17 protein-coding genes and 1 tRNA gene are annotated in these 23367 nt (G+C 66.4%); 8 read left to right on the top strand and 10 right to left on the bottom strand.

The features are described from left to right. Positions 1-9: 9 nt before the first annotated feature. Positions 10-85: transfer RNA gene (locus ACN0TK_RS00705), tRNA-Ala, on the top strand. A gap of 106 nt (positions 86-191) precedes the next feature. Here ACN0TK_RS00705 and ACN0TK_RS00700 read toward each other — a convergent pair. Continuing rightward, complete coding sequence (locus ACN0TK_RS00700) at positions 192-812, bottom strand: FMN-binding negative transcriptional regulator (protein ID WP_417307507.1); 621 nt, start codon at positions 810-812, stop codon at positions 192-194. Between the two features lie 9 nt (positions 813-821). Beyond that, positions 822-1685 carry a DMT family transporter gene (locus tag ACN0TK_RS00695; RefSeq protein WP_417307506.1) on the bottom strand — a complete coding sequence of 288 codons (864 nt, stop codon included), beginning with the start codon at positions 1683-1685 and terminating at the stop codon, positions 822-824. A gap of 81 nt (positions 1686-1766) precedes the next feature. Here ACN0TK_RS00695 and ACN0TK_RS00690 point away from each other — a divergent pair, with 81 nt between their 5' ends. After that, positions 1767-3158 carry a PLP-dependent aminotransferase family protein gene (locus ACN0TK_RS00690; RefSeq protein WP_417307505.1) on the top strand — a complete coding sequence of 464 codons (1392 nt, stop codon included), beginning with the start codon at positions 1767-1769 and terminating at the stop codon, positions 3156-3158. 7 nt (positions 3159-3165) lie between these two features. On the opposite strand, the gene fni is transcribed toward ACN0TK_RS00690, so the two are convergent. Continuing rightward, positions 3166-4191: a type 2 isopentenyl-diphosphate Delta-isomerase gene (gene fni, locus ACN0TK_RS00685; RefSeq protein WP_417307504.1), complete on the bottom strand. Its 1026-nt coding sequence runs from the start codon at positions 4189-4191 to the stop codon at positions 3166-3168. A 117-nt stretch (positions 4192-4308) separates the two neighbouring features. Here fni and ACN0TK_RS00680 point away from each other — a divergent pair, with 117 nt between their 5' ends. From ACN0TK_RS00680 to ACN0TK_RS00665, 4 genes are read left to right on the top strand one after another with little or no spacing between them, the layout of a single operon-like run. Continuing rightward, positions 4309-5208, top strand: coding sequence for a polyprenyl synthetase family protein (locus ACN0TK_RS00680; protein ID WP_417307503.1), 900 nt, complete (start codon positions 4309-4311; stop codon positions 5206-5208). Then, a complete protein-coding gene (locus tag ACN0TK_RS00675; protein WP_417307502.1) occupies positions 5205-6188 on the top strand; it encodes an ABC transporter ATP-binding protein in 984 nt (327 codons plus the stop codon). The genes ACN0TK_RS00680 and ACN0TK_RS00675 overlap by 4 nt, the downstream gene beginning before the upstream one ends. Beyond that, a complete protein-coding gene (locus ACN0TK_RS00670; protein WP_417307501.1) occupies positions 6185-7390 on the top strand; it encodes an ABC transporter permease in 1206 nt (401 codons plus the stop codon). The genes ACN0TK_RS00675 and ACN0TK_RS00670 overlap by 4 nt, the downstream gene beginning before the upstream one ends. Before the next feature lie 9 nt (positions 7391-7399). Further along, complete coding sequence (locus ACN0TK_RS00665) at positions 7400-8212, top strand: fatty acid desaturase (RefSeq protein WP_417307500.1); 813 nt, start codon at positions 7400-7402, stop codon at positions 8210-8212. A 15-nt stretch (positions 8213-8227) separates the two neighbouring features. Here ACN0TK_RS00665 and ACN0TK_RS00660 read toward each other — a convergent pair whose 3' ends face one another. From ACN0TK_RS00660 to crtY, 3 genes are read right to left on the bottom strand one after another with little or no spacing between them, the layout of a single operon-like run. Further along, on the bottom strand, positions 8228-9163 hold the full coding sequence (locus tag ACN0TK_RS00660; RefSeq protein WP_417307499.1) for a phytoene/squalene synthase family protein: 936 nt from the start codon (positions 9161-9163) through the stop codon (positions 8228-8230). Continuing rightward, the gene (locus ACN0TK_RS00655) at positions 9160-10647 is read right to left on the bottom strand and encodes a phytoene desaturase (RefSeq protein WP_417307498.1); all 1488 of its coding nucleotides are present in this window, start codon (positions 10645-10647) and stop codon (positions 9160-9162) included. The genes ACN0TK_RS00660 and ACN0TK_RS00655 overlap by 4 nt, the downstream gene beginning before the upstream one ends. Then, complete coding sequence (gene crtY / locus ACN0TK_RS00650; RefSeq protein WP_417307497.1) at positions 10644-11807, bottom strand: lycopene beta-cyclase CrtY; 1164 nt, start codon at positions 11805-11807, stop codon at positions 10644-10646. Before crtY ends, ACN0TK_RS00655 begins: the two co-directional genes overlap by 4 nt. 366 nt (positions 11808-12173) lie before the next feature. Between crtY and ACN0TK_RS00645 the strand changes: the two genes are divergently transcribed. After that, entirely contained in the window at positions 12174-14063 is a 1890-nt protein-coding gene (locus tag ACN0TK_RS00645) for an autotransporter assembly complex protein TamA (protein ID WP_417307761.1), read from the top strand. Then, entirely contained in the window at positions 14063-18001 is a 3939-nt protein-coding gene (locus ACN0TK_RS00640; protein WP_417307496.1) for a translocation/assembly module TamB domain-containing protein, read from the top strand. Before ACN0TK_RS00645 ends, ACN0TK_RS00640 begins: the two co-directional genes overlap by 1 nt. Positions 18002-18158: 157 nt before the next feature. Here ACN0TK_RS00640 and ACN0TK_RS00635 read toward each other — a convergent pair whose 3' ends face one another. The 4 genes from ACN0TK_RS00635 to ACN0TK_RS00620 form a co-directional block, all read right to left on the bottom strand. After that, positions 18159-19928, bottom strand: coding sequence for an SLC13 family permease (locus tag ACN0TK_RS00635; RefSeq protein WP_417307495.1), 1770 nt, complete (start codon positions 19926-19928; stop codon positions 18159-18161). A 73-nt stretch (positions 19929-20001) separates the two neighbouring features. After that, positions 20002-20991 carry a Gfo/Idh/MocA family protein gene (locus ACN0TK_RS00630; protein WP_417307494.1) on the bottom strand — a complete coding sequence of 330 codons (990 nt, stop codon included), beginning with the start codon at positions 20989-20991 and terminating at the stop codon, positions 20002-20004. A 101-nt stretch (positions 20992-21092) separates the two neighbouring features. Next, complete coding sequence (locus ACN0TK_RS00625; protein WP_417307493.1) at positions 21093-22520, bottom strand: aminobutyraldehyde dehydrogenase; 1428 nt, start codon at positions 22518-22520, stop codon at positions 21093-21095. Beyond that, positions 22520-23329, bottom strand: coding sequence for a gamma-glutamyl-gamma-aminobutyrate hydrolase family protein (locus tag ACN0TK_RS00620; protein WP_417307492.1), 810 nt, complete (start codon positions 23327-23329; stop codon positions 22520-22522). Before ACN0TK_RS00620 ends, ACN0TK_RS00625 begins: the two co-directional genes overlap by 1 nt. Positions 23330-23367: the final 38 nt, after the last annotated feature.

The raw sequence follows: 23367 nt of genomic DNA, 5'->3' as shown, positions 1-23367 counted from the left end.
AAATCGGATGGGGCTGTAGCTCAGTTGGGAGAGCGCGTCGTTCGCAATGACGAGGTCAGCGGTTCGATCCCGCTCAGCTCCACCATTCCGATTTTCACCTCAATGCATCTCAGATCGGCCTAGTCGACGCCCAAGGCACTGCGCCGATATGCGGCGCTGGGCTCTAGGAACTCGGCCGGAAGTCGCGGACCTCACGGAATGAGTTTCGCCGCCACCTGATCGCCGGCCCGCTCGCTCGCCGCCAGCCCGTCCGCGACGCCCCTGCGGTCGGCCTCGCTGCGATTCTGGCTCATCTTGACCTTGCCTTCGATGCGTCTCAGCACCACGCGCACGCCGACGATCCCCTTGAGCTGCGCCGCAATGAACTGTTGGGGCGCGTCGCTCACCGCCCAGGGGTCTGGTCGCGATCCTTCATGAAGCGCGGTCAACCGCGTCACCACGTCGTGCAGCCGCGTCGCGTCGTCGAACAGCTCCAGCGCCCCATAGGCATGGACCGCGACATAGTTCCAGGTGGGCACCACCTTGCCGTGCTCGCGCTTGGCCGCATACCAGCTCGGCGTCACATAGGCGTCGGGGCCGTTGAAAATCACCAGTGCCTCACCGGAAGATGGTGTCGACCACTGCGGGTTGGCTCTGGCGAGGTGACCATAGAGCACGCCATGCTCGCCCTCCGCGTCATCCAGCATCAGGGGCAGCGGCGTCGCCATCAGACCGTCCGCCGTGCTGGTGACGAGGGTCGACAGCCGTGCTGCGCGCATGTGGCGATGAAGTTCAGCCGGATCGTTCTCGCGAAATGCCGGTGGCGTATACATCTGCCGCTCCTAGTTTCCAAACCGCCGCGCACCTGCGACACAGGCGATAACACCGATCGTGACGGCCAGCATCGCAGGCGTCACCGCTTCCCCGAGCAGCACTCCGGCGAGCGCCAGCCCGAAGAACGGCTGCAGCAATTGCAGCTGTCCCACACTGGCAATGCCGCCCTGGGCCAGCCCACGATACCAGAAGACAAAGCCGATCAGCATGCTGAAAACCGTCACATAGCCGAGGCCGAGCCAGGCCGGCGCCGCAATCCCCGCCAGCGAGTCCGGCCGCGTCACCAAGGCCAGAACGCCCGTCATCGGCAGCGCGATCACCAATGCCCAGGAGATCACCTGCCACCCGCCGAGCCGCCGCGACAGCCGCCCGCCTTCGGCATAACCGATCCCGCACACGATGATCGCCGCGAGCATCAGCCCGTCCCCCAACGGCGCGGCCACCGCCCCCTGTTGAAGGGCAAAGCCCACCACCAGCGCACTGCCCAGCATCGAGAAAAGCCAGAACACCGGACGCGGGCGCTCGCCGCCACGCAGCACGGCAAAGATCGCCGTCGACAGCGGCAGCAGCCCGATGAACACAACCGAGTGGGCCGAGGTGACATGCTGCAGCGCCAGCGCGGTCAGCAGTGGAAACCCGATCACCACCCCGAACGCCACGATCACCAGCGCCCCGAGATCGGCCCGCGATGGCCGCTTCGCCCCGCAAGCTACCAGCAGCCCTGCCCCGAGCAGCCCGGCGACGGCGGCCCGCACCAGCGTCAGAAACACCGGGTCGAAGGCCGCAACGGCAACCCGCGTCGCCGGCAGGGAGCCGCTGAAGATCAGCACCCCCATCAATCCGTTCAACCACCCTTGCGACGAGACCTGCATGCGACGTTCTCCCAACGTCTCCGCATGCCAGCAGCGCCTTGCCGCCACCAGTGACACTCCGGTACAATCTGGCAAAACTGTATGGTATCAAAGGCAGTACACTTGGCGGGATCGCGCATCGACATGGTCGTCGAAACGGTCCGTCAGCGCATCGCGACGCGCGCCCTGACGCCCGGCGCCCGCCTCCCCTCGGTGCGCGGCCTGGCCCGAACCCTGCAGGTCTCCACTTCTACGGTCGTCGAAGCCTATGACCGCCTCGTCGGCCAGGGCGTCATCTTTGCGCGGCCCGGCTCCGGCTTTTTCGTCGCCAGCCAGACGGCGCCGCTGGCCCTCGCCGAACTTGCACCGCGCCGGGATCGCGCGGTCGATCCACTCTGGGTGTCGCGGCAATCGCTGGATGCCGGTGACGACATGCCGAAACCCGGCTGCGGCTGGCTGCCGCCCGACTGGCTGCCTCTCGATCTGGTCCGCAAGGCGCTGCGCCAGCTGGCGCGCACCGCCCCGTCGAACTTGACCGACTATGCCACCCCGCTCGGCCTGACCCCGCTGCGCCAGCTCATCGCCCAGCGTCTCGCCGGCACCGGTGTTGCCGTCGCGCCCGACCACATCCTGCTCACCGAAAGCGGCACCCAGGCGATCGATCTGCTGCTGCGCTTTCTCATCGAGCCGGGCGACACTGTGCTGCTCGATGACCCGTGCTACTTCAACTTCCAGGCCCTGCTGCGCGCCCATCGCGCCAATGTCGTCAGCGTACCCTATACCGCCACCGGCCCCGATCTGGAGTGTTTCGCCAAAAGCCTCGCGACCCACCGCCCGCGGCTCTACATCACCAATTCCGGCATCCACAATCCCACCGGCGCCACGCTCTCGCCGGTTACTGCCCATCGCCTGCTCACGCTCGCCGAACAGCACGGCCTGACCATCGTCGAAGACGACATTTTTGCCGATTTCGAACTCACCCCTGCCCCGCGCCTCGCCGCCTTCGACGGGCTCGATCGGGTGATCCAGATCGGCAGCTTCTCAAAGACCATTTCCGCCGCCGCCCGTTGTGGCTTCATCGCCGCGCGCCCCGAGTGGATCGATGGCCTGGCCGATCTGCGGATCGCCACCAGTTTCGGCGGCGGCAGTCTCGATGCCGCCCTGGTGCTGGCCGTTCTCGGCGATGGCGGCTATCGCCGGCACATGGAGCAGCTGCGCCTGCGCCTTGCCGGTGCACGGATCGCGGTCGGCGCGGCTTTGGCCGAGATCGGCATCGTCCCGCTGCATGCGCCTCAGGCCGGCATGCTGCTGTGGTGTCGTCTGCCCGATGGCCGCGATGCCGCCGATCTGGCCCGCGCCGCGCTCGACGACAATATCGTCCTCGCCCCGGGCAATGTCTTCAGCCCGGCGCAATCGGCGGCCGATCACATGCGCTTCAACGTCGCTCATACCGACGCCCGTACAATCACCGCCCTGCGCCGCCTTCTGGGCTAGCTGCGGCTCACCGCCCGATTGCGACCAGCGGCGCCTGTTTCAGCGCCGCGAGATCCTTCGATCCCGTGCAGAAACACGCAATGCGCAATTGCGCGATCACCAGCGAGAAATGCGCCACTACGGCTTCGACCGAGTCGACCGACGCGCTGAGCACCCCGGCGGCCTGCCCCACCACATCGGCTCCGACCCGGATCGCTTTGGCGACGTCGAGCCCGCTGCGAATGCCGCCCGAGCCGACGATCACCGCTTCGGGATGCGCCGCCCGCACCGCGGCGATCGCTGCACCGGTCGGAATCCCCCAATTGGTGAAACTGCGCGCCAGTTCGGCCTGCATCGGATCGGCAATCCGCTCGGCCTCGACCGCGGCCCAGCTCGTTCCACCGGCGCCCGCGACATCGATCACCGCGACCCCACGCTCCAGCAGGGCCCCGGCCACCTTGGCCGAAATCCCGCCACCGACCTCCTTGGCCACCACCGGCACGTCCAGCCCCTGCGCCAGCGCCCCGATCTTGTCGAGCAAGCCGCGCCAGTCGCGATCGCCTTCCGGCTGCACCGCCTCCTGCAGCGGGTTGAGGTGAATGATCAGCGCATCGGCCCCGATCATCTCGACCGCCCGCCGCGCCTGATCCAGACCGAACCCGGTGTTCAGCTGCGCCGCACCGAAATTGCCCAGGAGCACGATATCCGGTGCCACCTTGCGTAGATCGCTGGAAAATCCGTCCGCCCCGTCGCCCTCGATCGCAATGCGCTGCGAACCGACGCCCAGCGCGATCCCCAGTTCCGCGCAGGCTGCCGCGAGGTTACGGTTGATCGCCTCGGCCCGCGCCGGCCCACCCGTCATCGAACTCACCAGCAGCGGTGCCTCCAGCCGCTTGCCGACGAAGGGCTGGCTCAGGTCGATCGCGTCGAGATCGAGCTCCGGCAGAGCACAATGTTCAAAGACAATATGCTCAAGACCGGTCGTTACCGCGTTCGATTGCGCCTTTCCCGACAAGACAATGTCGAGATGCTGATTCTTGCGGTCACTAATCATGTTGAGCTTTCGGTACTTACCGATATATCATTCACGAGCCCTTCGAAACGTCAACTGCCGCCAGTCGTGGCTGCCGCTCTGCGGGAGCATGGGGAACCGGGAGCCGAGCAGCTGAAGATGTCAGAGCCCAAGATCGCCACTGCGGATTCGGACGACCAGCTCGACGCCCTGTGCGCCAGTTTCGAAACCTACCTCGAAGATCTTGTTGCCCAGAACGCTGGCGCGCCGGCCTCGCTGATGGCCGCTGCCTCCCATGCCCTGCGTGGTCCCAGCAAACGCATCCGTCCGTTGATGCTGCATCTGGTCGCGGCCGATACCGCCCCCGATCCCGAGGCGCTGCGCGCCGGCGCGGCCGTCGAGCTCGTCCACACCGCCTCGCTGATCCTCGACGATCTGCCGTGCATGGATGACGCCGAGACCCGCCGCACCCGGCCGGCCACCCATCGCGCCTTCGGCGAAGCCACCGCCATTCTCACCGCCATCGCCATGCTCAACCGGGCTTTCGGCCTGCTGGGCGAATCCACCATCGCGCCGGAAAAGCGCATCGAGCTGATCGCGCTGCTCGAGCGCGCCGTCGGCTGGCAGGGGCTGGTTGCGGGGCAGGAACTCGATGTCGCGGGCGTCGTCGCCGATCCCGAAGGCCTCAAGCACGTCAACTGGCTGAAGACCGGCACGCTGTTCGTCGCAGCCATCGCCATGGGCGGCGTGCTGCGCGGTGTCGACAAACAACAGGCAGAACAGCTCACCCGCTTCGCCACCGAAATGGGCCTCGCCTTCCAGCTCGCCGATGATCTGCAGGATCGGGTCGGCACCGCCACCCAGCTCGGCAAGGATGTCGGCAAGGATCGCGACAAGACCAATGTCGTCAGCCTGCTCGGGCTCGAAGAAACCCGCGACACCTGCCTCGCGCATCTCAAGCGCGCCGATGCGGCGCTCGTTGCCAGCGGCATCGACCCCACCGCCATCCGGCTTGTCGTCAGCCGCGCCCTCAAGTTGCCGAAACTGGGCGGCCAGTGATCCGGAAGAAGGCTCCAGCACAGGATACGGCTGTCGAAACGCTTTCGATCGACGGCCTCGACGTTCGCTATCGCGACCGGTCCGTCCTGTCCGGCCTGTCACTGCATGTGCAGCCCGGCGAAATCTTTGGCCTCCTCGGCTCCAACGGCGCCGGCAAGACCACGCTCATCCGCACCATCTGCGGCCGCATCACGCCGCGCGCCGGCGAGGTCCGGATCATGGGGCGCACCAACCGCGCCCGCGCCACGCTGCGCCGCATCGGCCTCGTGCCGCAGGATATCGCGCTCTATCCGCATCTGACGGTGCGCGAGAACCTCGAAGTCTTCGCCCGGCTCTCCGGTGTGCCCCGCCGCGCCGTCGCCGATGCCGTCGCCTGGGTCATCGAGGTCGCCCATCTCGGCGAACGGCTCAACGACCGGATCGACATCCTCTCGGGCGGCTGGAAACGCCGCGCCAATATCGGCGCCGCCATCCTGCATCATCCCGATCTGTTGATCCTCGATGAGCCGACCGTCGGCGTCGATATCGACGCGCGCGACGAGCTGCACGAATTGATCCGCGAACTCAGCCACGGCGGCATGGCCATGCTGCTCGCCACCCACGACATGGATCAGGCCGAGGCGCTGTGCATGCGCGTCGGCTTCCTGCGCCGCGGCCGGCTCGATCCGGTCGGCGCGCCCAACACGCTGATCGAACAGAATTTCGCCGACAAGCGGAGCCTGTCGATAGCCGTGCGTGGCCGGCTCAACGCCCGCCAGCGCAAGGTGCTGCTCGAATCCGGCTTCGAACCCGATGGCACCGAGGGCACCTGGTCGGTCTTTGGCACCTATTCCGACGACTCCGTCGCCCGGCTGTCGGGCGGGCTCAGCAGGATCGGCGTCGATATCCGCGAAGTGCGCCAGCGCGCCCCGGGCCTCGACACGCTGTTCGCCGCTCTCGCGCGCGGCACGCCGGACGACCGGGAGGAGCCGAAACCATGATCCTCGCCGCCCTCCGCGTCATGTTCCTCAGCCTCGTGCGCGACCGTGGCGCGCTCGCCATGGCCTTCCTGCTGCCGCCAGCCATCTTCGTGATCTTCGCGGCGATCTTTGCCGGCGCCAGCGGCGACCAGCTGCGCCTGCGCGTCAGCTACGGCAGCACGGTCACCAGCCCTGCCGTCGAGCGCTTCGAGACCGCGCTCCGCGCCGAAGCCTCTCTGCGCATCAACCCCGAAACCCTCGCCACCGAGGCCGAAGTCCGCGATGTCGTCACCAATGGCGGGGCCGATGTCGGTCTGGTCGTCACCGGCGACCTGACGGACCTCGAAACCAGCCCCTTCCGCGTCATCGCCGACCCCGGCAAGCTTATGGCCGGCCCGATCATCGCCGGCCAGGTGCAGCGCATCATCGCCGCCGACCTGCCCGACATCGGCATCGAGCGGACCCTGCCCTCGATCGAATCCCTCGCCGGCGGCTTCACCCCCGAGCAGACCGCCCGCATCGACGCCGCCATCGCCAGCCTGCCCGACGCCGAGAGCGCCGACACCGAGGAGTCGACCGGCATCGTCACCACCGAAACCCTCGGTGGCGCGAGCGGCGCGGGCGCTACCGTCACCTATTACGCTGGTGCGGTCGCCATCCTCTTTCTCTTGTTCTCGTCCATGCAGGGCGCCGCCTCGCTGATCGAGGAGCGCTTTTCCGGCATCGTCGATCGCCTCGCCGTAGGTCCCGCCGGCACCGATGTCATCGTCATCGGCAAGTTCCTGTTCCTCATCGCCCAGGGCTGCGTGCAGGTCGCGCTGATCCTGCTGGTCGCCGCGCTGTTCTACGGCGTCGACGTCGCCGGCAATCTGCCCGCCCTGGCGCTCGTCACCTTGGCAAGCGCCGGCGCCGCCTCGGGCCTCGGCATGCTGGTCGCCTCCATCGCCACCACCAAACAGCAGGCCCAGACCGCTTCAACCTTTTTTGTTCTCGTCTGCTCGGCCATCGGCGGCTCCATGGTGCCGCGCTTCATGATGCCGCCATGGTTGCAGGACATTGGTTGGTATACGCCCAACGCCTGGGCGGTCGAGGCCTATCAGGGCTCGCTTTGGCGCGGTCAGCCGATCATGGACCTGCTGCCCTCGCTTGCTCTTCTAGGGGCCACCGGATGTATCGGAGCCCTTGCTGCCCTAGCCGTGTCGCGAACCAGACTCCAGCTGTGAGTGGACGCCATGACCTCAAAAGCGACCTCCAACGCCACCGCCGGCCAGCCCCCCAGGGCACTCGACACCTTCCGGCCCCGTACCGTCGCCGAAGCGGTGCCCGGCATCATTTTCGCCGCACTGATCGTCGGCACCTGGCTGACCATCCACATTACCGCGATCTTCTTTGTCGATTGGACCGCGCCCAACATGTGGCTTGCCGCCCTGCCGGTGATGGCCGTGCAGACCTGGCTGTCGGTCGGGCTCTTCATCATCGCGCATGACTGCATGCACGGCTCCTTCGTGCCGGGTCACAAGACGATCAACGAATGGGTCGGGCGCACGCTCGTCGCCATCTATGCCGGCTTCAGCTATTCCAAGCTCTACGAATCGCATCACGACCATCACCGCTACGCCGGCACCGAAAAGGACCCGGATTTCGACCCGGACCACCCGACCGAGTTCTGGCCCTGGTACATCCGCTTCTTCCGCACCTATTTCGCTTGGCGCGAACTCGCCGTGCTCACCGTGGTGGTCGTCATCTATGTGCTGATCCTGCGCGAGCGCTTCCCCAACGCCCTGCTGTTCTGGGCCATTCCGGCCATCGTTTCATCGGTGCAGCTGTTCTATTTCGGCACCTTCCGCCCCCACCATCTGGGCGAGCCGCCGTTTACCGATCGCCATCGCGCCCGCAGCAACGACTACCCCTACTGGCTGTCGCTGCTGACCTGCTTCCACTTCGGCTATCACCACGAGCATCATGACCGCCCGCAGGTGCCGTGGTGGCGTCTGCCCGATTATCGCGCCCGGCTGATCGAACTGGGCCAGGCGCCCAATCACTAGCCAAAGTCGATGTGGTCAGCCGCGGCCCGGCCGGTCGTAAAGGCCCGTGCGCGGCGGATCGGACTTGCTGAATCGCGACGCGATCACATCGCCCAGCGCCAGCCCGACCAACATCAGTTTTTCCGCTTTGCTCGTCGACACCCGCTGGTGCCATGCTTCCGCTCCACGCGCCCGCAGCCGCGTACCGATCGCCCGATAGACCCGGCGTGCAGCGGCAATCGCCCAGGCCGAGCGCCAGGGCAGATGGGCCATGCCGATCCGGGCCGACTCGTAATAGGGCTCGGCCGTATCGAGCAGCCGCAGCGCCACGCGATAGAGCGCCGGCCATTGCGACTGGTCGTCGGCATTGACCTCGACCAGACCCTCTTCCGCCAGCCATTCCGCCGGCACATAGACGCGCCCCGCCCGCGCATCGTCCACCACGTCGCGCGCAATATTGGTGAGCTGAAACCCCAGCCCCAGGTCCGACGCCCGATCGAGGATTCTGGGGTCGCGCACATCCATGATCATCGCCATCATCACGCCGACGACGCCCGCGACGTGATAGGCATAATCGAGCGTGTCGCCGGCCGTCGCATACTGCCGCTCGGCGACATCCATCGCGAAACCGTCGAGCAGTTCGTCGAGATGCTGGGTCGGGATGCGCTTGCGCTTCACCACCGCGGCCAGCGCCTTGAACACGGGGTCATCCGCCGGCTGGCCATTCGCTGCCGCATGGGTCTGCGCCCGCAACAGCGCCAGCCGCTCGTCCTGTCCGTCGCGATAATCGTCGCGCGCATCATGCCCCAGCGACTGGCCGTCGATCACGTCGTCGCAGTGCCGGCACCAGGCATAGAGCATCACGCAGTCGTCGCGCGTTTCCGGGTCGAACAGCCGCGCCGCCGCGGCAAAGCTCTGCGACCCCTTGCGGATCGCTTCCGAACTCGCGGCGACGACGGCAGCATCGCTCACCGGGCGTCCTCCACCATCAGCCCCGCGGTCGCCTTCGCCGACGACACAACGCCCGGAATACCCGCGCCCGGATGCGTCCCGGCGCCGACGATATAAAGGTTCGAAATCTTGTCGTCGCGGTTATGCGGCCGGAACCAGGCGCTCTGCGTCAGGATCGGCTCGATCGAGAAGGCGGAGCCTAGATGCGCGTTGAGCTCGGACTTGAAATCCAGCGGCGACATATGGCTCACCGTCACCAGATCGCGGCGCAGGTTGGGAATATAGCGCGCCTCGAGATAGTCGAGGATCTTGTCGCGATAGCGCGGCCCCTCGACCTCCCAGTCGATTTCGGCATTGCCCATATGCGGCACCGGAGACAACACGTAATGCGCGCTGTGCCCCTCGGGCGCCATGCTCTTGTCGGTCACCGACGGCGAATGCAGATACAGCGAAAAATCCTCTGGCAGCGTGTTGCCATGGAAGATTTCCTGGATCAGCTCGCGATAGCGCGGTCCGAACAGCACCATGTGATGCGCCAGGTCGTCGCGATTGCCCTTCAACCCGAAATAGATGACGAACAGCCCCATCGAGTAGCGCTTCTTGGCCAGCCGCTTGCCCTCCGCATCGCCGCGCGGCGTGTCGCGCAAGAGGTGCTGATAGGTGTGCACCACGTCGGCATTCGAGGCGACCATGTCGGTTTCGAGCCGCGTCCCGTCCATCAGCACCACAGCGCGCGCCAGGTTGTCGACCACTTCGATCCGGTCGACTTCCGCCGACAGCCGAACCTCGCCGCCCAAGGTCTTGAACAGTTCCGTCATCGCCGAAATCAGCGCCCCGGTACCACCGCGCGCATACCACACGCCCCCTTTGCGCTCGAGCGCATGGATCAGCGTATAGATCGACGAGGTCTCGAACGGATTGCCGCCCACCAGCAGCGGATGGAAGCTGAACGCCTCGCGCAGCTTCGGGTCGCCGATATACTGCGACACCTTGGAAAAGACGCTCCGATGGCTCTCGAGCCGGATCAGCTGCGGCGCCGCCTTCAGCATGCTCCCGACGGTGAGGAACGGCACGGTCCCGAGCTTCTCATAGCCCTCGTGATAGATGTCCTCGGAATAGGTCAGGAACTTCTGATAGCCGTCGACGTCCTCGGGCCGCTTGGCCCCGATCTGGCTGTCGAGGCTGCTCTGCTCGCCCGAATAGTCGAACCGATACCCGTCTTCCCAGCACAGCTGGTAAAAGGGCGTCACCGGCATGAACTCGACATCGTCGCTGCGCTTGCGCCCGCTGATCTCCCACAACTCGTCGAGACAATCGGGGTCGGTGATGACGGTCGGGCCAGCGTCGAACTTGAACCCGTCCTGCTCATAGACATAGGCGCGCCCGCCAGGCTTGTCGCGCCGCTCCAGCACCGTCGTGGCGATCCCTGCCGTCTGCAGCCGGATGGCGAGCGCCAACCCACCGAAGCCCGCGCCGATTACAATCGCTGTCTTGGAAGTCGTCATGGTCTTGCCGCCAGAAATGAGCGTTCGGAAACAAGCGGAAGCGCCTTCGACACGGCCACTGGCGGCCGCCCGAAAAAGATCCGCGCGATGTCGGCGGGCGTCGTCCGCCCGGCGTAAAACCGTTCGACCAGCGCCTGCGGCAGTCGGTAGAAGTGACTCAGGATCTTCCGCCGCTGTTCGGGCTTGGCCGCCTTGAACAGCATGCGGCTGAGCAGCCGGTAAAAGCTCTGGCTCCTGGCCCGGTCCAGCGCATGCGCACGCACCCTCGCGGCCAGCTCCGGGCTTTTGACCGGCCAGGCATCGGCGACGAGATTGGCGACCCGCACCGCTTCGCCCAGGCTGTAGCCGGTCGTCGGGTGAAACAGCCCGGCGCGCATCCCCACCGTCGCCACGTCCTGCGGCCGGTCGGCCCAGAAGCGCTTGGCATCGAACCCCAGCGCGATCGGCAAGACGCCCGCCTCGCGCCGCACCACCTGCGAAACTGTCCACCCCCGCGCCGCCGCATAGGCCTCGATATCGCGCTCGAGTTCGGCGACGTCGAGATCGCCGCCATCGGAATAGCGCGTATCCTCGATCAGCACCCGCTCGGGCGTGAACGGCAGCAGGTAGACGAACCGGTAGCCATCGAGCTGATCCACCGTTGCATCCATGATCAGCGGATTGGCGACGCCGTGCCCACCGGCGATCTCGACTTCGAGCCCCAGAAACTTCTGATAGCCCAGCACCAGCGCCGGATGCGGCGCGAACCCGCGCGCGTCGATCACGCAGTCGGCCGCGATACGCTGTCCGTCGTCCAGCACCGCGCCCGTCGCCTCCAGCGCCGTCACCCTGGCGCCGCGCATGATCTCGATCCGCGGTGCCTTTTCGATCACCTCGAGCACCCGATCGCTGCTCAGGCTGGCATATCCGGTATCGAAGTGCCGCTGCCGCGTCGGAAAACTGACCGATTGCGCCGGCCAGCGCTTGGCGACCAGCTCTTCGATCCAGGCCCAGTCCCCGGCGCCGATATCGGTGTCGTGAAACGACCAGGTATGCTCGCCGAACGGCCGCTGCGAGCCTTCGAGAATGACAATTTCGGCATCGGGATGCGCATGGGTGACACGCTGGGCGATCAGCGCCGCCCACAATCCGGCACCCGCAATGAGCAGACGTGTACTCAAGCCATCCTGCTCTCTGCTACCGGCATCGTCATGCGTTGCTTGCGCTCTTTGATACACCCACGGGTTTTATACGCGCATGACACTCTGAAACAGAAGGAAAAATCGGCCACGCGGCCCGATGTGCGCGCGACACCTCAGCGCATGACAACGCAATCACCTAGCCAACAGGCTTTTGAACTGCTGCGTTTGTGCAACGGCTTGTCTGTCTTTTTCCCGCACTTCATAAACGGCCAATGCCGGACCATAAACCTGCCGTATACGTGGCGGGTCTATAATCTGGTTGAAGATCGGTCCGGGGCCCCGGATCGAGCGTCGCCCCCGGCAGCGTGGCGCCTAACGAGCGGGAACGGGACACTGGTATTGCGTGTGTTTAAGATCGGGCTGGCAACGCTGGCCCTGACGTCGATGATTGGCAGCGCCCAGGCGTTCGACATCCTCGGCTTTAAATTTTTTGAAGATCAGAGCGAAATCGATGAGGACTCGGTCATTGCCGATCCTCAGGCCTATTCGGCTGAACTGACGACCACCGCCACCGGCGACCTCGAATCGGCTATCCGCGACGCCTCCACCCTGCTGGCCGAGCAGGACAGGCCCGCCAATGGCGCAGCCGGCCTCTTGGCGCGCGCCCGTGGCGATTACAAGCGCATCCTCGGTGCGCTCTATGACGAGGGCTATTACGGGCCCGTCATCTCCATCAAGGTCGGTGGCAGGGAAGCCGCCAGCCTGCGCCCCGATGCCCGCCTGCCCGATCCAGTTGCCGTCACCCTCGATGTCGACCCCGGCCCGCTCTTCCGCTTCGGCCGCATCGGCATCGTCAACCGCGCCCCCGAGGACGTCAGCACCGACGACCAGGTCGAGGCGCCCGAATCGATCGGCTTTGCCGTCGGCGACGTCGCCCGCTCCAGCCTGATCGTCAGAACCGAAACCCTCGCCATCCAGGCCTGGGAGCAGCTCGGCTATGCCGAAGCCAAAGTGGCCGACCGCCAGGTCGTCGCCGATCACGCAACGAAAACCGTCGATGTGGCGATCATCGTCGAACCCGGTCGCCGCGCCGTCTTCGGCCCGGTCGGTGTGCGCGGCGCCAACCGCATGGACCCCGACTTCGTCGCCCGCCAGACCGGCCTGATCGCCGGCGAGGAATATGACCCCGACGAGATCGAGCGCGCCGAAAAGCGCCTCGCCCGGCTCGATGTCTTCCGCGCCATGCGCATCGAAGCCGCCGAAAGCGGCATCGGCAGCAATGGCGTGCTGCCCATCAATGTCATCGTCGAGGAACAGGCCCAGCGCCGCTTCGGTGCCGGCGCCAGCTATTCCAGCGTCGACGGCATCGGCGTCGAAGCCTTCCACCTGTGGCGCAATCTGTTCGGCCGCGCCGAGCGGCTGCGTCTCGACGCCAAGGTCGCCGGCATCAACTGGCCGATCGACAGCGCCGAGTTCGACTACGCTTTCGGTGCCACCTTCACCAAGCCGGGCTTCCTCAATCCCGACAACGACCTCGTTGCCGCAATTTCCGCCGAACGCACGGTGCTGCCCGCCTATACCGAAACCTCGGCCATCGCCCAGCTCGGCCTGACGCAATATCTCACCGACGACGTGACCCTCGATGGCGGCGCCTATTACGAACGCTCGTTGTTCGAGGACGACTATGGCACGCGCAACTTCTCGATTGCCGGCCTCACGGCCGGCGCCGTGTGGGATGCCCGCGACAACGAGCAGGACGCCACCGAGGGCTTCTATCTGGCCGGTACCGCCGAGCCCTTCTACGAGTTCTACAACAACTACCTCGCCTTCCGCGCCACCGCCGAAGCCCGCACCTACTGGTCCCCCCTGGCCGATGACAGTCTCGTGCTCGCCGCCCGCGCCAAGATCGGTGCCGTGGTCGGTGCCGACATCGACAATCTGCCCCCCGACCGGCTGTTCTTTGCCGGCGGCGGCGGCTCGGTCCGCGGCTATGCCTATCGCAGCATCGGCGTCGACAATGGCGGCACCGTCTCCGGCGGCCGCTACCTGCTCGAAGGCTCGCTCGAGGCCCGCTACAAGGCGACCGACGAGATCGGCGTCGTCGGCTTCGTCGATGGCGGCTATGTCGCTGCCGACACCTTCCCCGGCTTCGACCAGCTGCGCATCGGTGCCGGTATCGGCCTGCGCTATTACACCAGCCTCGGCCCGCTGCGCGCCGATCTGGCCTTCCCACTCAACAAGCAGGCGGGCGACCCCGATTACGCCCTCTACGTCGGCATAGGGCAGGCCTTCTGATGCGCAAAATTTTCGCACTCGTCGTCGTCGGGGCTGGTCTCGGCCTCGCCGTCCCGCTGGTCGCGCAGGACCAGATGTCGCCCGAAGAGCAGAAGGACTGGTTCGTCCAGTTCGTCGAAGGCCAGCTCTCGACGCCCGAACGTCAGATCCGCATTTCCAATATCGATGGCGTGCTCTCCGACACCGCCTCGATCCGTGAAGTGACGATCTCCGACAGCGAAGGCGTCTGGCTGCGCATCAACAATGCGGCCATCGACTGGGACCAGGGCGCGCTCTTCACCGGCCGGCTGCTGGTCAGGGAACTCACCGCCGACAGCATCGAGTTCATCCGCAACGCGATCCCCAGCACCGATCCCGACCTGCCGGCGCCCGAGGCCCAGCCTTTCGAGGTCCCGGAATTCCCGGTCGCCATCCAGCTCGACAAGCTGGCCGTGCCGAAGGTGACCTTCGGCGATGCCGTCTTCGGCCTCGGCTCGGAAATCTCCGTGGCCGGCAATCTGAAGCTCGAGAACGGCTCGCTCAATTCGACCCTCGACATCACCCGCCTCGACGGCCCGGGCGGCAAGCTCGACGCCAGGGTCGCCTATGTGAACGAGGAGTCGAGCATCGACGTCGCGGTGACCCTCACCGAGCCGCCGGATGGCATCGTCGCCAACCTGCTCAGCATCGAAGGCAGGCCGGAGATCGCCCTCAGCGTCACCGGCAAGGGCCCCGTCGAGGATCTGCGCACCACCCTGGCGCTCGACGCCGGCGGCAATCGCGCGCTCGAGGGCGTTGCAACTTTCACCGGCACCGATGAGGGCCTTGCGGTCAACGCCGATCTCGGCGGCCCGATCGGCATGCTCGTCGCCCCCGATTTCCGTGCCTTTTTCGGCCAGAACTCCAGCCTCTCCGCATCGGCCGTCGTCCGCGACAGCGGCGGCGTCGAGGTCTCGAAATTCACCCTCGGTGGTGGCCAGCTCAACCTCGATGGCCAGCTGCGCACCACCTCCGATGGCTTCCTCGACCGCCTCAGGCTGACCGGCACCATCGCCGACCAGACCGGCAATGCCGTCGTCGTGCTCCCGGTCCCCGGTGGCAAGACCAGCATCGAAAGCGCCGACATCGCCGTCGACTTCGGCAGCAATGACCAGGGCCGCTGGACCGCCGACATTACTGCCAGTGGCTTCACCAATGGCGATCTGGCCGCCCGCGACATCACCGTCACCGCTTCGGGCGTCGCCGCCAATATCGAAGACCCCGCCAACCGCCGCCTCACCTTCAATGCCGATGGCACCATTGCCGGCATTTCGAGTGCCGATCCGGCCATCACCAAGGCCCTCGGCGACAGCGCCGGCTTCGGCGTTGCCGGCCTGTGGAACGCCGGCGAACCGATCCAGCTGGCGCAGCTACGCCTCGTTGGCCGGGCCCTGACGCTCGCCGCCGCCGGCACTATCGACGACAATATCTTCGATGGCGACATCACCATCGAGACGAGCTCGATCGCGCCGTTCTCCGGCCTGGCCGACCGCCAGCTTGGCGGCGCCATGTCGCTCACCGCAACCGGCACGCTCAGCCCGCTGGTCGGGGGCTTCAACCTCGCCCTCGATGGCACCGCGACCAATCTCAAGCTCTCCGAACCGGTGCTCGATCGCGTCCTCGCCGGCCAGGTCGCGCTCTCCGGCCGCGTCGCCCGCGACACCCAGGGCCTGACCGCCAGCGACTTCCGCATCGGCAACGACAAGGTCGCCATCACCGCCGACGGCAGTTTCGCCACCGGTGCCGCCGACTTCGATTTCGGCATGAACCTGTCGAGCCTTTCGCTGATCTCCGACAACGCCAATGGCCGGCTCGAGATCACCGGTTCCGCCAAAGGCAAGGGCGACATCGCCCTCAACCTCACGGGCCGCGTCCCCGAAGGCCAGCTCGCCGGCAAGCAATTGCGCGACGCGCGCTTCGGCTTTGACGGCACTCTGGCTGAAGCCGGCACCCTGACCGGCAAGCTCAATGGCAATGCCGATCTGGGCAATACCCCAGTGACGCTGACCGGCGACCTCGCCACCTCGGACACCGGCAACCGGCTCAGCGGCCTCGCCTTCACCGCCGGCGCCACCCGACTCACCGGCGATCTGGTGCAGAACACCGACGGTCTCATCACCGGCGAACTGGCGCTCGTTTCCTCCGATGTCTCGACCGCCGCAGCGCTCGCCGCCATCACCGCCTCGGGCAGCGCCGATGCGCGCATCACCCTGAGCGCCAGCAATGGCACGCAGGCCGCCGCGGTCACCGGCAACATCCAGAACCTTCGGGCAAACGACGTGCGGGTCGGCACAGCCGACATCCGCGCCACGCTGACCGACCTGTTCGGCACCCCGGCGATCACCGGCAATGTCACCGCCCGCACCCTCATCGCCGGCGGCTTCACCATCGATCAGCTTGATGCCGAGGCGAACCAGTCCGGCGGCACCACCAGCTTCACCGTCAATGCCTCGACCCAGAGCGACGCCACACTGCTCAATGCCGGCCTGTCGCCGCTGCAGGCCACGGCGCGCGGCCGCCTCACCGGTCGCATGATTACCCTCGACAGCCTCACCGCCAATGGCCGTGGCGGGCTTCAGGTCACCGGCAGCGGCCAGGTGCCGCTCGACGGCGGCGGTCTCGCCATCGACATCTCGGGCTCCGCACCGCTCGCCTTCGCCAACCGCTTCGTCGCCGATCGTGGCGGCCAGTTCTCGGGCACCGCCAACCTGCGCGCCCGGGTCACCGGCTCGCTCGCCGATCCGCGTTTTACCGGCACCGTCTCCACCGGCGGCGCCGGCTATGTCGATCCCGAGCTCAACCTGCGCCTCGTCGGCATCGGCGGCACTGCCAGCCTCAACGGCGACCGTCTGGTCATCGATCAGCTCGCCGCAAATTTGTCGACCGGCGGCTCGGTTTCCATCGGCGGCTCGGTCGGTCTCACGGGGGGCAATGTCGCCGACCTGTCGATCCGGCTGAACAACGCCCGCTACGCCGACGGCAACATGTTCGTCGCCACCGCCTCGGGCAATCTGCAGCTGTCGGGCGCCATCGCCAACAATCCGCTGCTCTCGGGCAATCTGCGGATCGACAAGGCCGACATCACCATTCCCGAAAGTTTCGGTGGCGCCGCCGCACTGATCGACACCCAGCATCGCAACACCCCCGCAGGCGCCGCGGCAACCCTCGCCCGGGCCCGGGTCGACGAACAGGGCCGCCTCAGGAATGCCAGCGGCCGGCCGTCGGTGGTTCAGCTCAACGTCAATGTCTCGGCCCCCAACCAGATCTTCGTCCGGGGCCGCGGCCTCGACGCCGAAGTCGGTGGCCAGGTCAAGCTGACGGGGTCAGTCAACGACATCCGCCCGGTGGGTGGCTTCACCCTCACCCGCGGCCGCATGGCGATCCTCGGCCAGCGCATCACCTTCGAGGAAGGTCTCGTCACCCTCGTCGGCGATCTCGACCCGTTCCTCGATTTCCGCGCCCGCACCCAGGGCGACGGCATCACCGTCTTTGTCGATGTCACCGGCCGCGTCTCCGATCTCGAGATCAGCTTTTCGTCCAACCCCACGCTGCCCGAGGATGAAGTGCTGTCGCGCCTGATCTTCGACCGCTCGATGGGCGAACTGACGCCCCTGCAGCTCGCCAAGCTCGCCGGCGCCGCCGCCGAACTGGCGGGCGGCTCCAGCACCTCGCTGGTCGATTCCCTGCGCGACAAGGCCGGCCTCGCCGACCTCGATATCGTCGCGGGCGAGGACGGCAATCTCGCCGTGCAGGCCGGCGCCTATGTCCAGGACAATGTCTATCTGGGCGTTCAGGCCGGCGCCGATGGCGACTCCCGCGTCACCGTCAATCTCGATCTCACCGACGACATCAAGGCCCGCGCCTCGACGGGCACCGACGGCGAGACCGAACTCGGGATCTTCTACGAACTCGACTACTGACGCCCACCGGCGTCAGTAGTCGTCAGCCATGCTGCTGCTATGACGCGGGCAAGGCCCACGCTCCGGGTCATTCCCGCGCAGGCGGGAACCCAGGGCAACGCCAACCAGCGCCTGCTATAGCCCTCGCCCGCAAACGCGGGTCGTCGACTGGCCGCCTCTACAGCGGCCAGAACAGCAGGATCGACGGCACCGCCACGGCGATGATCAGCAGCTCGAGCGGCAGGCCCATGCGCCAGTAGTCGCCAAAGCGATAGCCGCCGGGGCCCATGATAATCGTGTTGTTCTTGTGCCCGATCGGCGTCAGGAACGCACAGGAGGCCGCCACTGCCACCGCCATCAGAAACGGGTCCGGCGACACCTCCAGCGACTGCGCGATGGAGAGCCCCACCGGCGCCGCGATCAGCGCGGTCGCGACATTGTTCAAAAAGTCCGACAGCGTCATCGTCACCATCATCAGCAGCGTCAGGATCACCCAGGCCGGCAGCGCGCCGGTCAGCGACAGGATTCCCTGTGCGATCAGCTCGGTGCCGCCCGAACTTTCGAGCGCCAGCCCCAGCGGGATGAGCGAGGCCAGCAGCACGATCACCGGCCACTCCACCGCCTCATAGACCTCGCGCGCCCGCACGATCCGTGCCAGCGCATAGGCGACAACCACTCCCGCCAGCCCGATCACCAGCGGCACCAGACCGGCCACCGCCGCGCCCACGCCCACCGCGAAAGCGCCGATGGCGAACAGCGCCTTCGAGCGCTGGATCACGTTGTGGCTCTTTTCGGCCAGCGGCAGCACGCCCAGCCACTCCGCCGTGTCGTTCACCCGGTTCTCCGGCCCCAGCAGCAGCACCAGATCGCCCGGCATGATGGTGAGCTTGCGCACGCGCTCGCGGAACCGCTTGCCCTGCCGCGATACGCCGAGCAGCGCCACACCGCGCCGATAGAGCAGCCCCAGCCCTTCGGCCGTCCGCCCCACCATCCGGGCGTTTTCCGGCACGATCGCCTCGACCAGCGTCAGCGACTTGCCGCGCAGATCGCCCGTATCCTCGCTGTCCGAGGTGTTGAGATCGGCCGCGCCGATGAAGGCCTCGATCGATTTCGGGTCGCCCTCGAGCAGGATCACGTCCTTGTGGGCGATTTCCTCATAGGCCGAGAACCCCGGCAGCCGGCGGCCATTGCGCGCCAGCCCCAGAATGGTGATGTCGTGCTCCTCCGCCACCGGGAACAGCTCGCGCGTGATCTTGCCGATGCTCTTCGATTTCTCGCCCACCACCGCCTCGGCAACGAAGACGCTCTCGGCCTCGTCCGCCGTCACCGGCGCCTGCGCGCCCTCGGGGATCAGCCGCCAGCCGATCAGCGTCACAAAGCCGATGCCGATCACCGCACAGACCAGCCCGACCGGGGTGAAATCGAACATCGAAAATGGCGCGCCCAGCGCCCGCTCGCGGAACTGCGAGATCACGATATTGGGCGGCGTACCGATCAGCGTGATCATTCCGCCCAGGATCGTCGCAAAGCTCAGCGGCATCAGCGACCGCGACACCGAGCGCTTGGCCTTCTTCGCCGCCTCGATATCGAGCGTCATCAGCATCACCAGCGCCGCGACATTGTTGATGATTGCCGACAGCGCCGCCCCGACCAGCGACATGATGCCGATATGGGTGGAGAGCGGCCGCCCCGCCGAGATCACCAGCCGCGCCACCAGCTCCACCGCGCCGGCATTCACCATGGCGCGCGAGATGATCAGCACCAGCGCGATAATGATCACCGCCTCGTGCCCGAACCCGATGAAGGCCTCATCGACCGGCACCACGCCGCCAATCGTAGCGATGATCAGCGCCGCAAAGGCCACGAGGTCATAACGGATGCGCCCCCAAACGAGGAACGCGAACACCAGCCCCAGCAGGCTGAAAAGGAAGATCTGCTCGTACGTCACGGGCGCCCAACCCTCCTTGAAGGTGCAAACTGCAAAGGGCGGCACCTATCAGATGCCGCCCCGCCGATAAAGCTCAGTGCTCGCCCGGATAGCTGAGACCGATCTGGTCCCGGATGGTGTCGAGACACTGCATGATGGCGACACTTTGCGCCGGCGGCAGGATGTCATTGGCAATCTCGCCAGCCGCCACCAGCCGCTCCAGTTCGGCCGCCTGATACTGCATGCCCCGGCCGCTCACCTTGGACTCATAGGTCTCGACCAGCTCGTCCTTGCCGAGATAGCGGCGGAACGTCGTCGGCGCATACCAGGTCTTGTCGATCTCGATACGCCCGTCCGTACCGTGGATCGCCGCGATGTTCCGGCCCGCCGTGTCGCTGGCCGAAATCGTCTGGGAGATCGCGCCGCTCTCATAGGTGAACAGCGTCGCCAGCGTCCGGTCCGCGCCGGTGTCCTCGTGCATCCGCGCCGCGGCCGCGATGGTCTTCGGCGCACCGAGCACGTCGAAGGTGAACGAGATCGGATAGATCCCGAGGTCGAGCAGCGCGCCGCCGCCGAGCTTCAGATCATTGAGCCGGTGCGCCGGATCGTCCGGCAGGTCCTGCAGATGCTCGGCCACTACGGACCGCACTTCGCCCAGCAGCCCTTCGGCGAGGATTTCGCGGATTCGCACCATATGCGGCAGGTAACGCGTCCACATCGCCTCCATCGCCACCAGCCCGCGCTCGGCGGCCAGATCCGCAATCGCCTGCGCCTCGGCGGCATTCACCGTGAAGGATTTTTCCACCAGCACATGCTTGCCATTGGACAGCGCCAGTTTGGCGTTTTTGGCATGCATCGGATGCGGCGTCGCCACATAGATCGCATCGATCTCTGGGTCCGCGCACAACTCCTCATAGCTGCCATGGGCCCGGCCGATCCCGTGCTTTTCGGCAAAGGCCTGGGCACTCTCAAGCCGCCGCGATCCGACCGCCCCGACGGCATGCCCGTGCTTCAGCAGATCACCCGTGAAATTCGCGGCAATCCCGCCGGTCGCCAGAATGCCCCAACGCACCTGCTCCCCCATCTATCGTCTCCCTTTTCGTGGTCTTCTTGCTGGCGACACGCGCCGCGTCCGGAACCTCCGGCCACCGCCCATCGCCGATTATGTGTGATTGAACTGCGCGGCTAGCTGATCATCACGTGCCGCACCTGCGTGTAGTCGAGCAGCGACTGCATGGAGAGGTCCGAGCCATAGCCCGAGTTCTTCATCCCGCCATGCGGCATCTCGGTCGACATCACCCCATGCGTATTGATCCAGGTGACGCCATATTCGAGCGCATTGGCAACGCCCATCGCCGTTTCCGTGTCGCGGCTCCACACCGACGAGCCGAGCCCGTATTCAGAATCATTGGCCCACTCGACCGCCTGCTGCATATCGTCGACCGGCGTGATGCTGACCACCGGCCCGAACACTTCCTTTTGCACGATCTCCGCCTCTATCGGCGCCGCGACCAGCGTCGGCCGCACATAGTAGCCCTCACCCTCGGCTGCCGCGCCGCGCATCACATCCGCCCCGGCAGCGCCGGCGCGTTCAACGAAGCCCTCGACCCGCTCCTGCTGACGCGCACTGATCACCGGGCCGAATTCGACATCGTCGCGCTCCGGCGCACCATAGACCAGCGATCCGACCATCTGTTCCAGCCGGCCGGTCAGCGTCTCGACCACATCGCGATGCGCCAGGATCCGGCATGCCGCGGTGCAATCCTGCCCCGCATTGTAAAAGCTCGCCTCGCGCAGCGTTTCGACCAGTGCATCGAGATCGGCATCGGCATTGACGATCACCGGGGCCTTGCCGCCCAATTCGAGATGCGTGCGCTTGATCATGTTCCCCGCCGCCGCCTGCAGCACGGCACGGCCCGTCCGCACATCGCCAGTCAGCGATATCATCCGCACCAGATCGTGCGAAATCAGCGTCTTGCCGACATCCGGCCCATTGCCGGTGATCACATTGACCACGCCCGGCGGCAGCACCTCGGCAAAGATCTGCGCCAGCGCGATCAGGCTCAGCGGCGTGTTTTCCGAGGGCTTGATCACCACCGCATTGCCCGCCGCAATCGCCGGCGCGATCTTCCACGCCGCCATCAGCAGCGGATAATTCCACGGCGCGATCTGCGCGATCACCCCGATCGGGTCACGCCGCATCATGCTGGTCCGGGCCCGGGAGCGGAAATTGCCCGCCGCCGTCGCCGGCATGTTGCGCGCCGCCGTGCCGAAGAAGCGGAACACATCCGCCACATTCACCAGCTCGGCACCCACCACATAGCGCAGCGGCTTGCCGGCATTGCGCGATTCCACCGCGCCCAGCGTCTCGGCGCGATCCTCGATCAGCGTCGCGATCTTCAACAATGCATTGGAGCGCTCGCGCGGCGCCTGCTGCGACCAGCCGCGATAGGCCTTGTGTGCGGCCTGTACCGCCGCATCGACCTGCCCGGCACTCGCCGACGCGACGTCTGCCAGTTGCTGGCCGATCGCCGGTTCATACGTCGCCTCCGGCGCCCCTTCGCCGGCAACGAAATCCCCGTCGATGAACAGGCTGGTATCGAAGTCTTCCATCACGCCGTCTCCACTGCGGGTGCAGGCATATATTCGCTACGCGCCGCCTCACCCAGATAATTCCAGAACGCCACGTCGTGCGCCCGCTCCTCCGGCCGCCATTCCGGGTGCCATTGCACCGCGAACACCGGCGCCGATGTATCCTGCGCCCAGACCGCCTCGATAATGCCGTCGGGGCTGGTCGCATTGCTGACCAGCCCCTCGGCCAACCGGTCGATGGCCTGGTAGTGCACACTGTTGACCCTGAGCTGAACGGCCCCCGTCACCCGATGCAGCATCGTGCCGGCACCCACCTCAATGTCATGCGCATGCGCGAACATCGCCGGGATATCGGCATCGTCCGGCGCATGATGGCCGCCGCCATTGGCCCGCGCGCGCATGTCGACCAGTGTCCCGCCCAGCGCCACGTTGATTTCCTGCAGCCCCCGGCAGACCCCGAATAGCGGCTTGCCCGCGGCAATCGCCGCATGGATAAGCGCCGTACTCAGATCGTCCCGGCCCGGATCATGAATGCCGCTCTGCGCCTCGAGTGAACCGTACCGCCCCGGCGCGATGTTCGAATTGCTGCCCGTCAGCAGCACCGCGTCGAGCCGCGCCACGATCGCCGCCGCATTTTCCACCGGCTGATTCGTCGGCACGATCACCGGAACGGCATGCGCATGACGTGCCACCGCTTCGAGATAGCGATGCTTGACCGCCTGCGCCGGCTCGCCTTCCACGGCGCGCGTGCAGGCGATCACGCCGATTACGGGAGGTTCATGTGTAAGCATTTGTCGCCGTTGGCTCCGCGGTCGCTTCGCAAGCTGCAATCTCCCACAAGCGGCAAGCACCTGCTAGGGTTGCGTTC

It is taken from the genome of Devosia sp., assembly GCF_048261455.1.
Classification (GTDB): domain Bacteria; phylum Pseudomonadota; class Alphaproteobacteria; order Rhizobiales; family Devosiaceae; genus Devosia_A.
This window is presented reverse-complemented; position numbering and strand designations above follow the sequence as displayed.

Coding starts and splice junctions, on each gene's coding strand:
- ACN0TK_RS00700 (WP_417307507.1), bottom strand. CDS start 812: ATGTATACGCCACCGGCATTTCGCGAGAACGATCCGGCTGAACTTCAT.
- ACN0TK_RS00695 (WP_417307506.1), bottom strand. CDS start 1,685: ATGCAGGTCTCGTCGCAAGGGTGGTTGAACGGATTGATGGGGGTGCTG.
- ACN0TK_RS00690 (WP_417307505.1), top strand. CDS start 1,767: ATGGTATCAAAGGCAGTACACTTGGCGGGATCGCGCATCGACATGGTC.
- fni (WP_417307504.1), bottom strand. CDS start 4,191: ATGATTAGTGACCGCAAGAATCAGCATCTCGACATTGTCTTGTCGGGA.
- ACN0TK_RS00680 (WP_417307503.1), top strand. CDS start 4,309: ATGTCAGAGCCCAAGATCGCCACTGCGGATTCGGACGACCAGCTCGAC.
- ACN0TK_RS00670 (WP_417307501.1), top strand. CDS start 6,185: ATGATCCTCGCCGCCCTCCGCGTCATGTTCCTCAGCCTCGTGCGCGAC.
- ACN0TK_RS00665 (WP_417307500.1), top strand. CDS start 7,400: ATGACCTCAAAAGCGACCTCCAACGCCACCGCCGGCCAGCCCCCCAGG.
- ACN0TK_RS00655 (WP_417307498.1), bottom strand. CDS start 10,647: ATGACGACTTCCAAGACAGCGATTGTAATCGGCGCGGGCTTCGGTGGG.
- ACN0TK_RS00640 (WP_417307496.1), top strand. CDS start 14,063: ATGCGCAAAATTTTCGCACTCGTCGTCGTCGGGGCTGGTCTCGGCCTC.
- ACN0TK_RS00630 (WP_417307494.1), bottom strand. CDS start 20,991: ATGGGGGAGCAGGTGCGTTGGGGCATTCTGGCGACCGGCGGGATTGCC.
- ACN0TK_RS00625 (WP_417307493.1), bottom strand. CDS start 22,520: ATGGAAGACTTCGATACCAGCCTGTTCATCGACGGGGATTTCGTTGCC.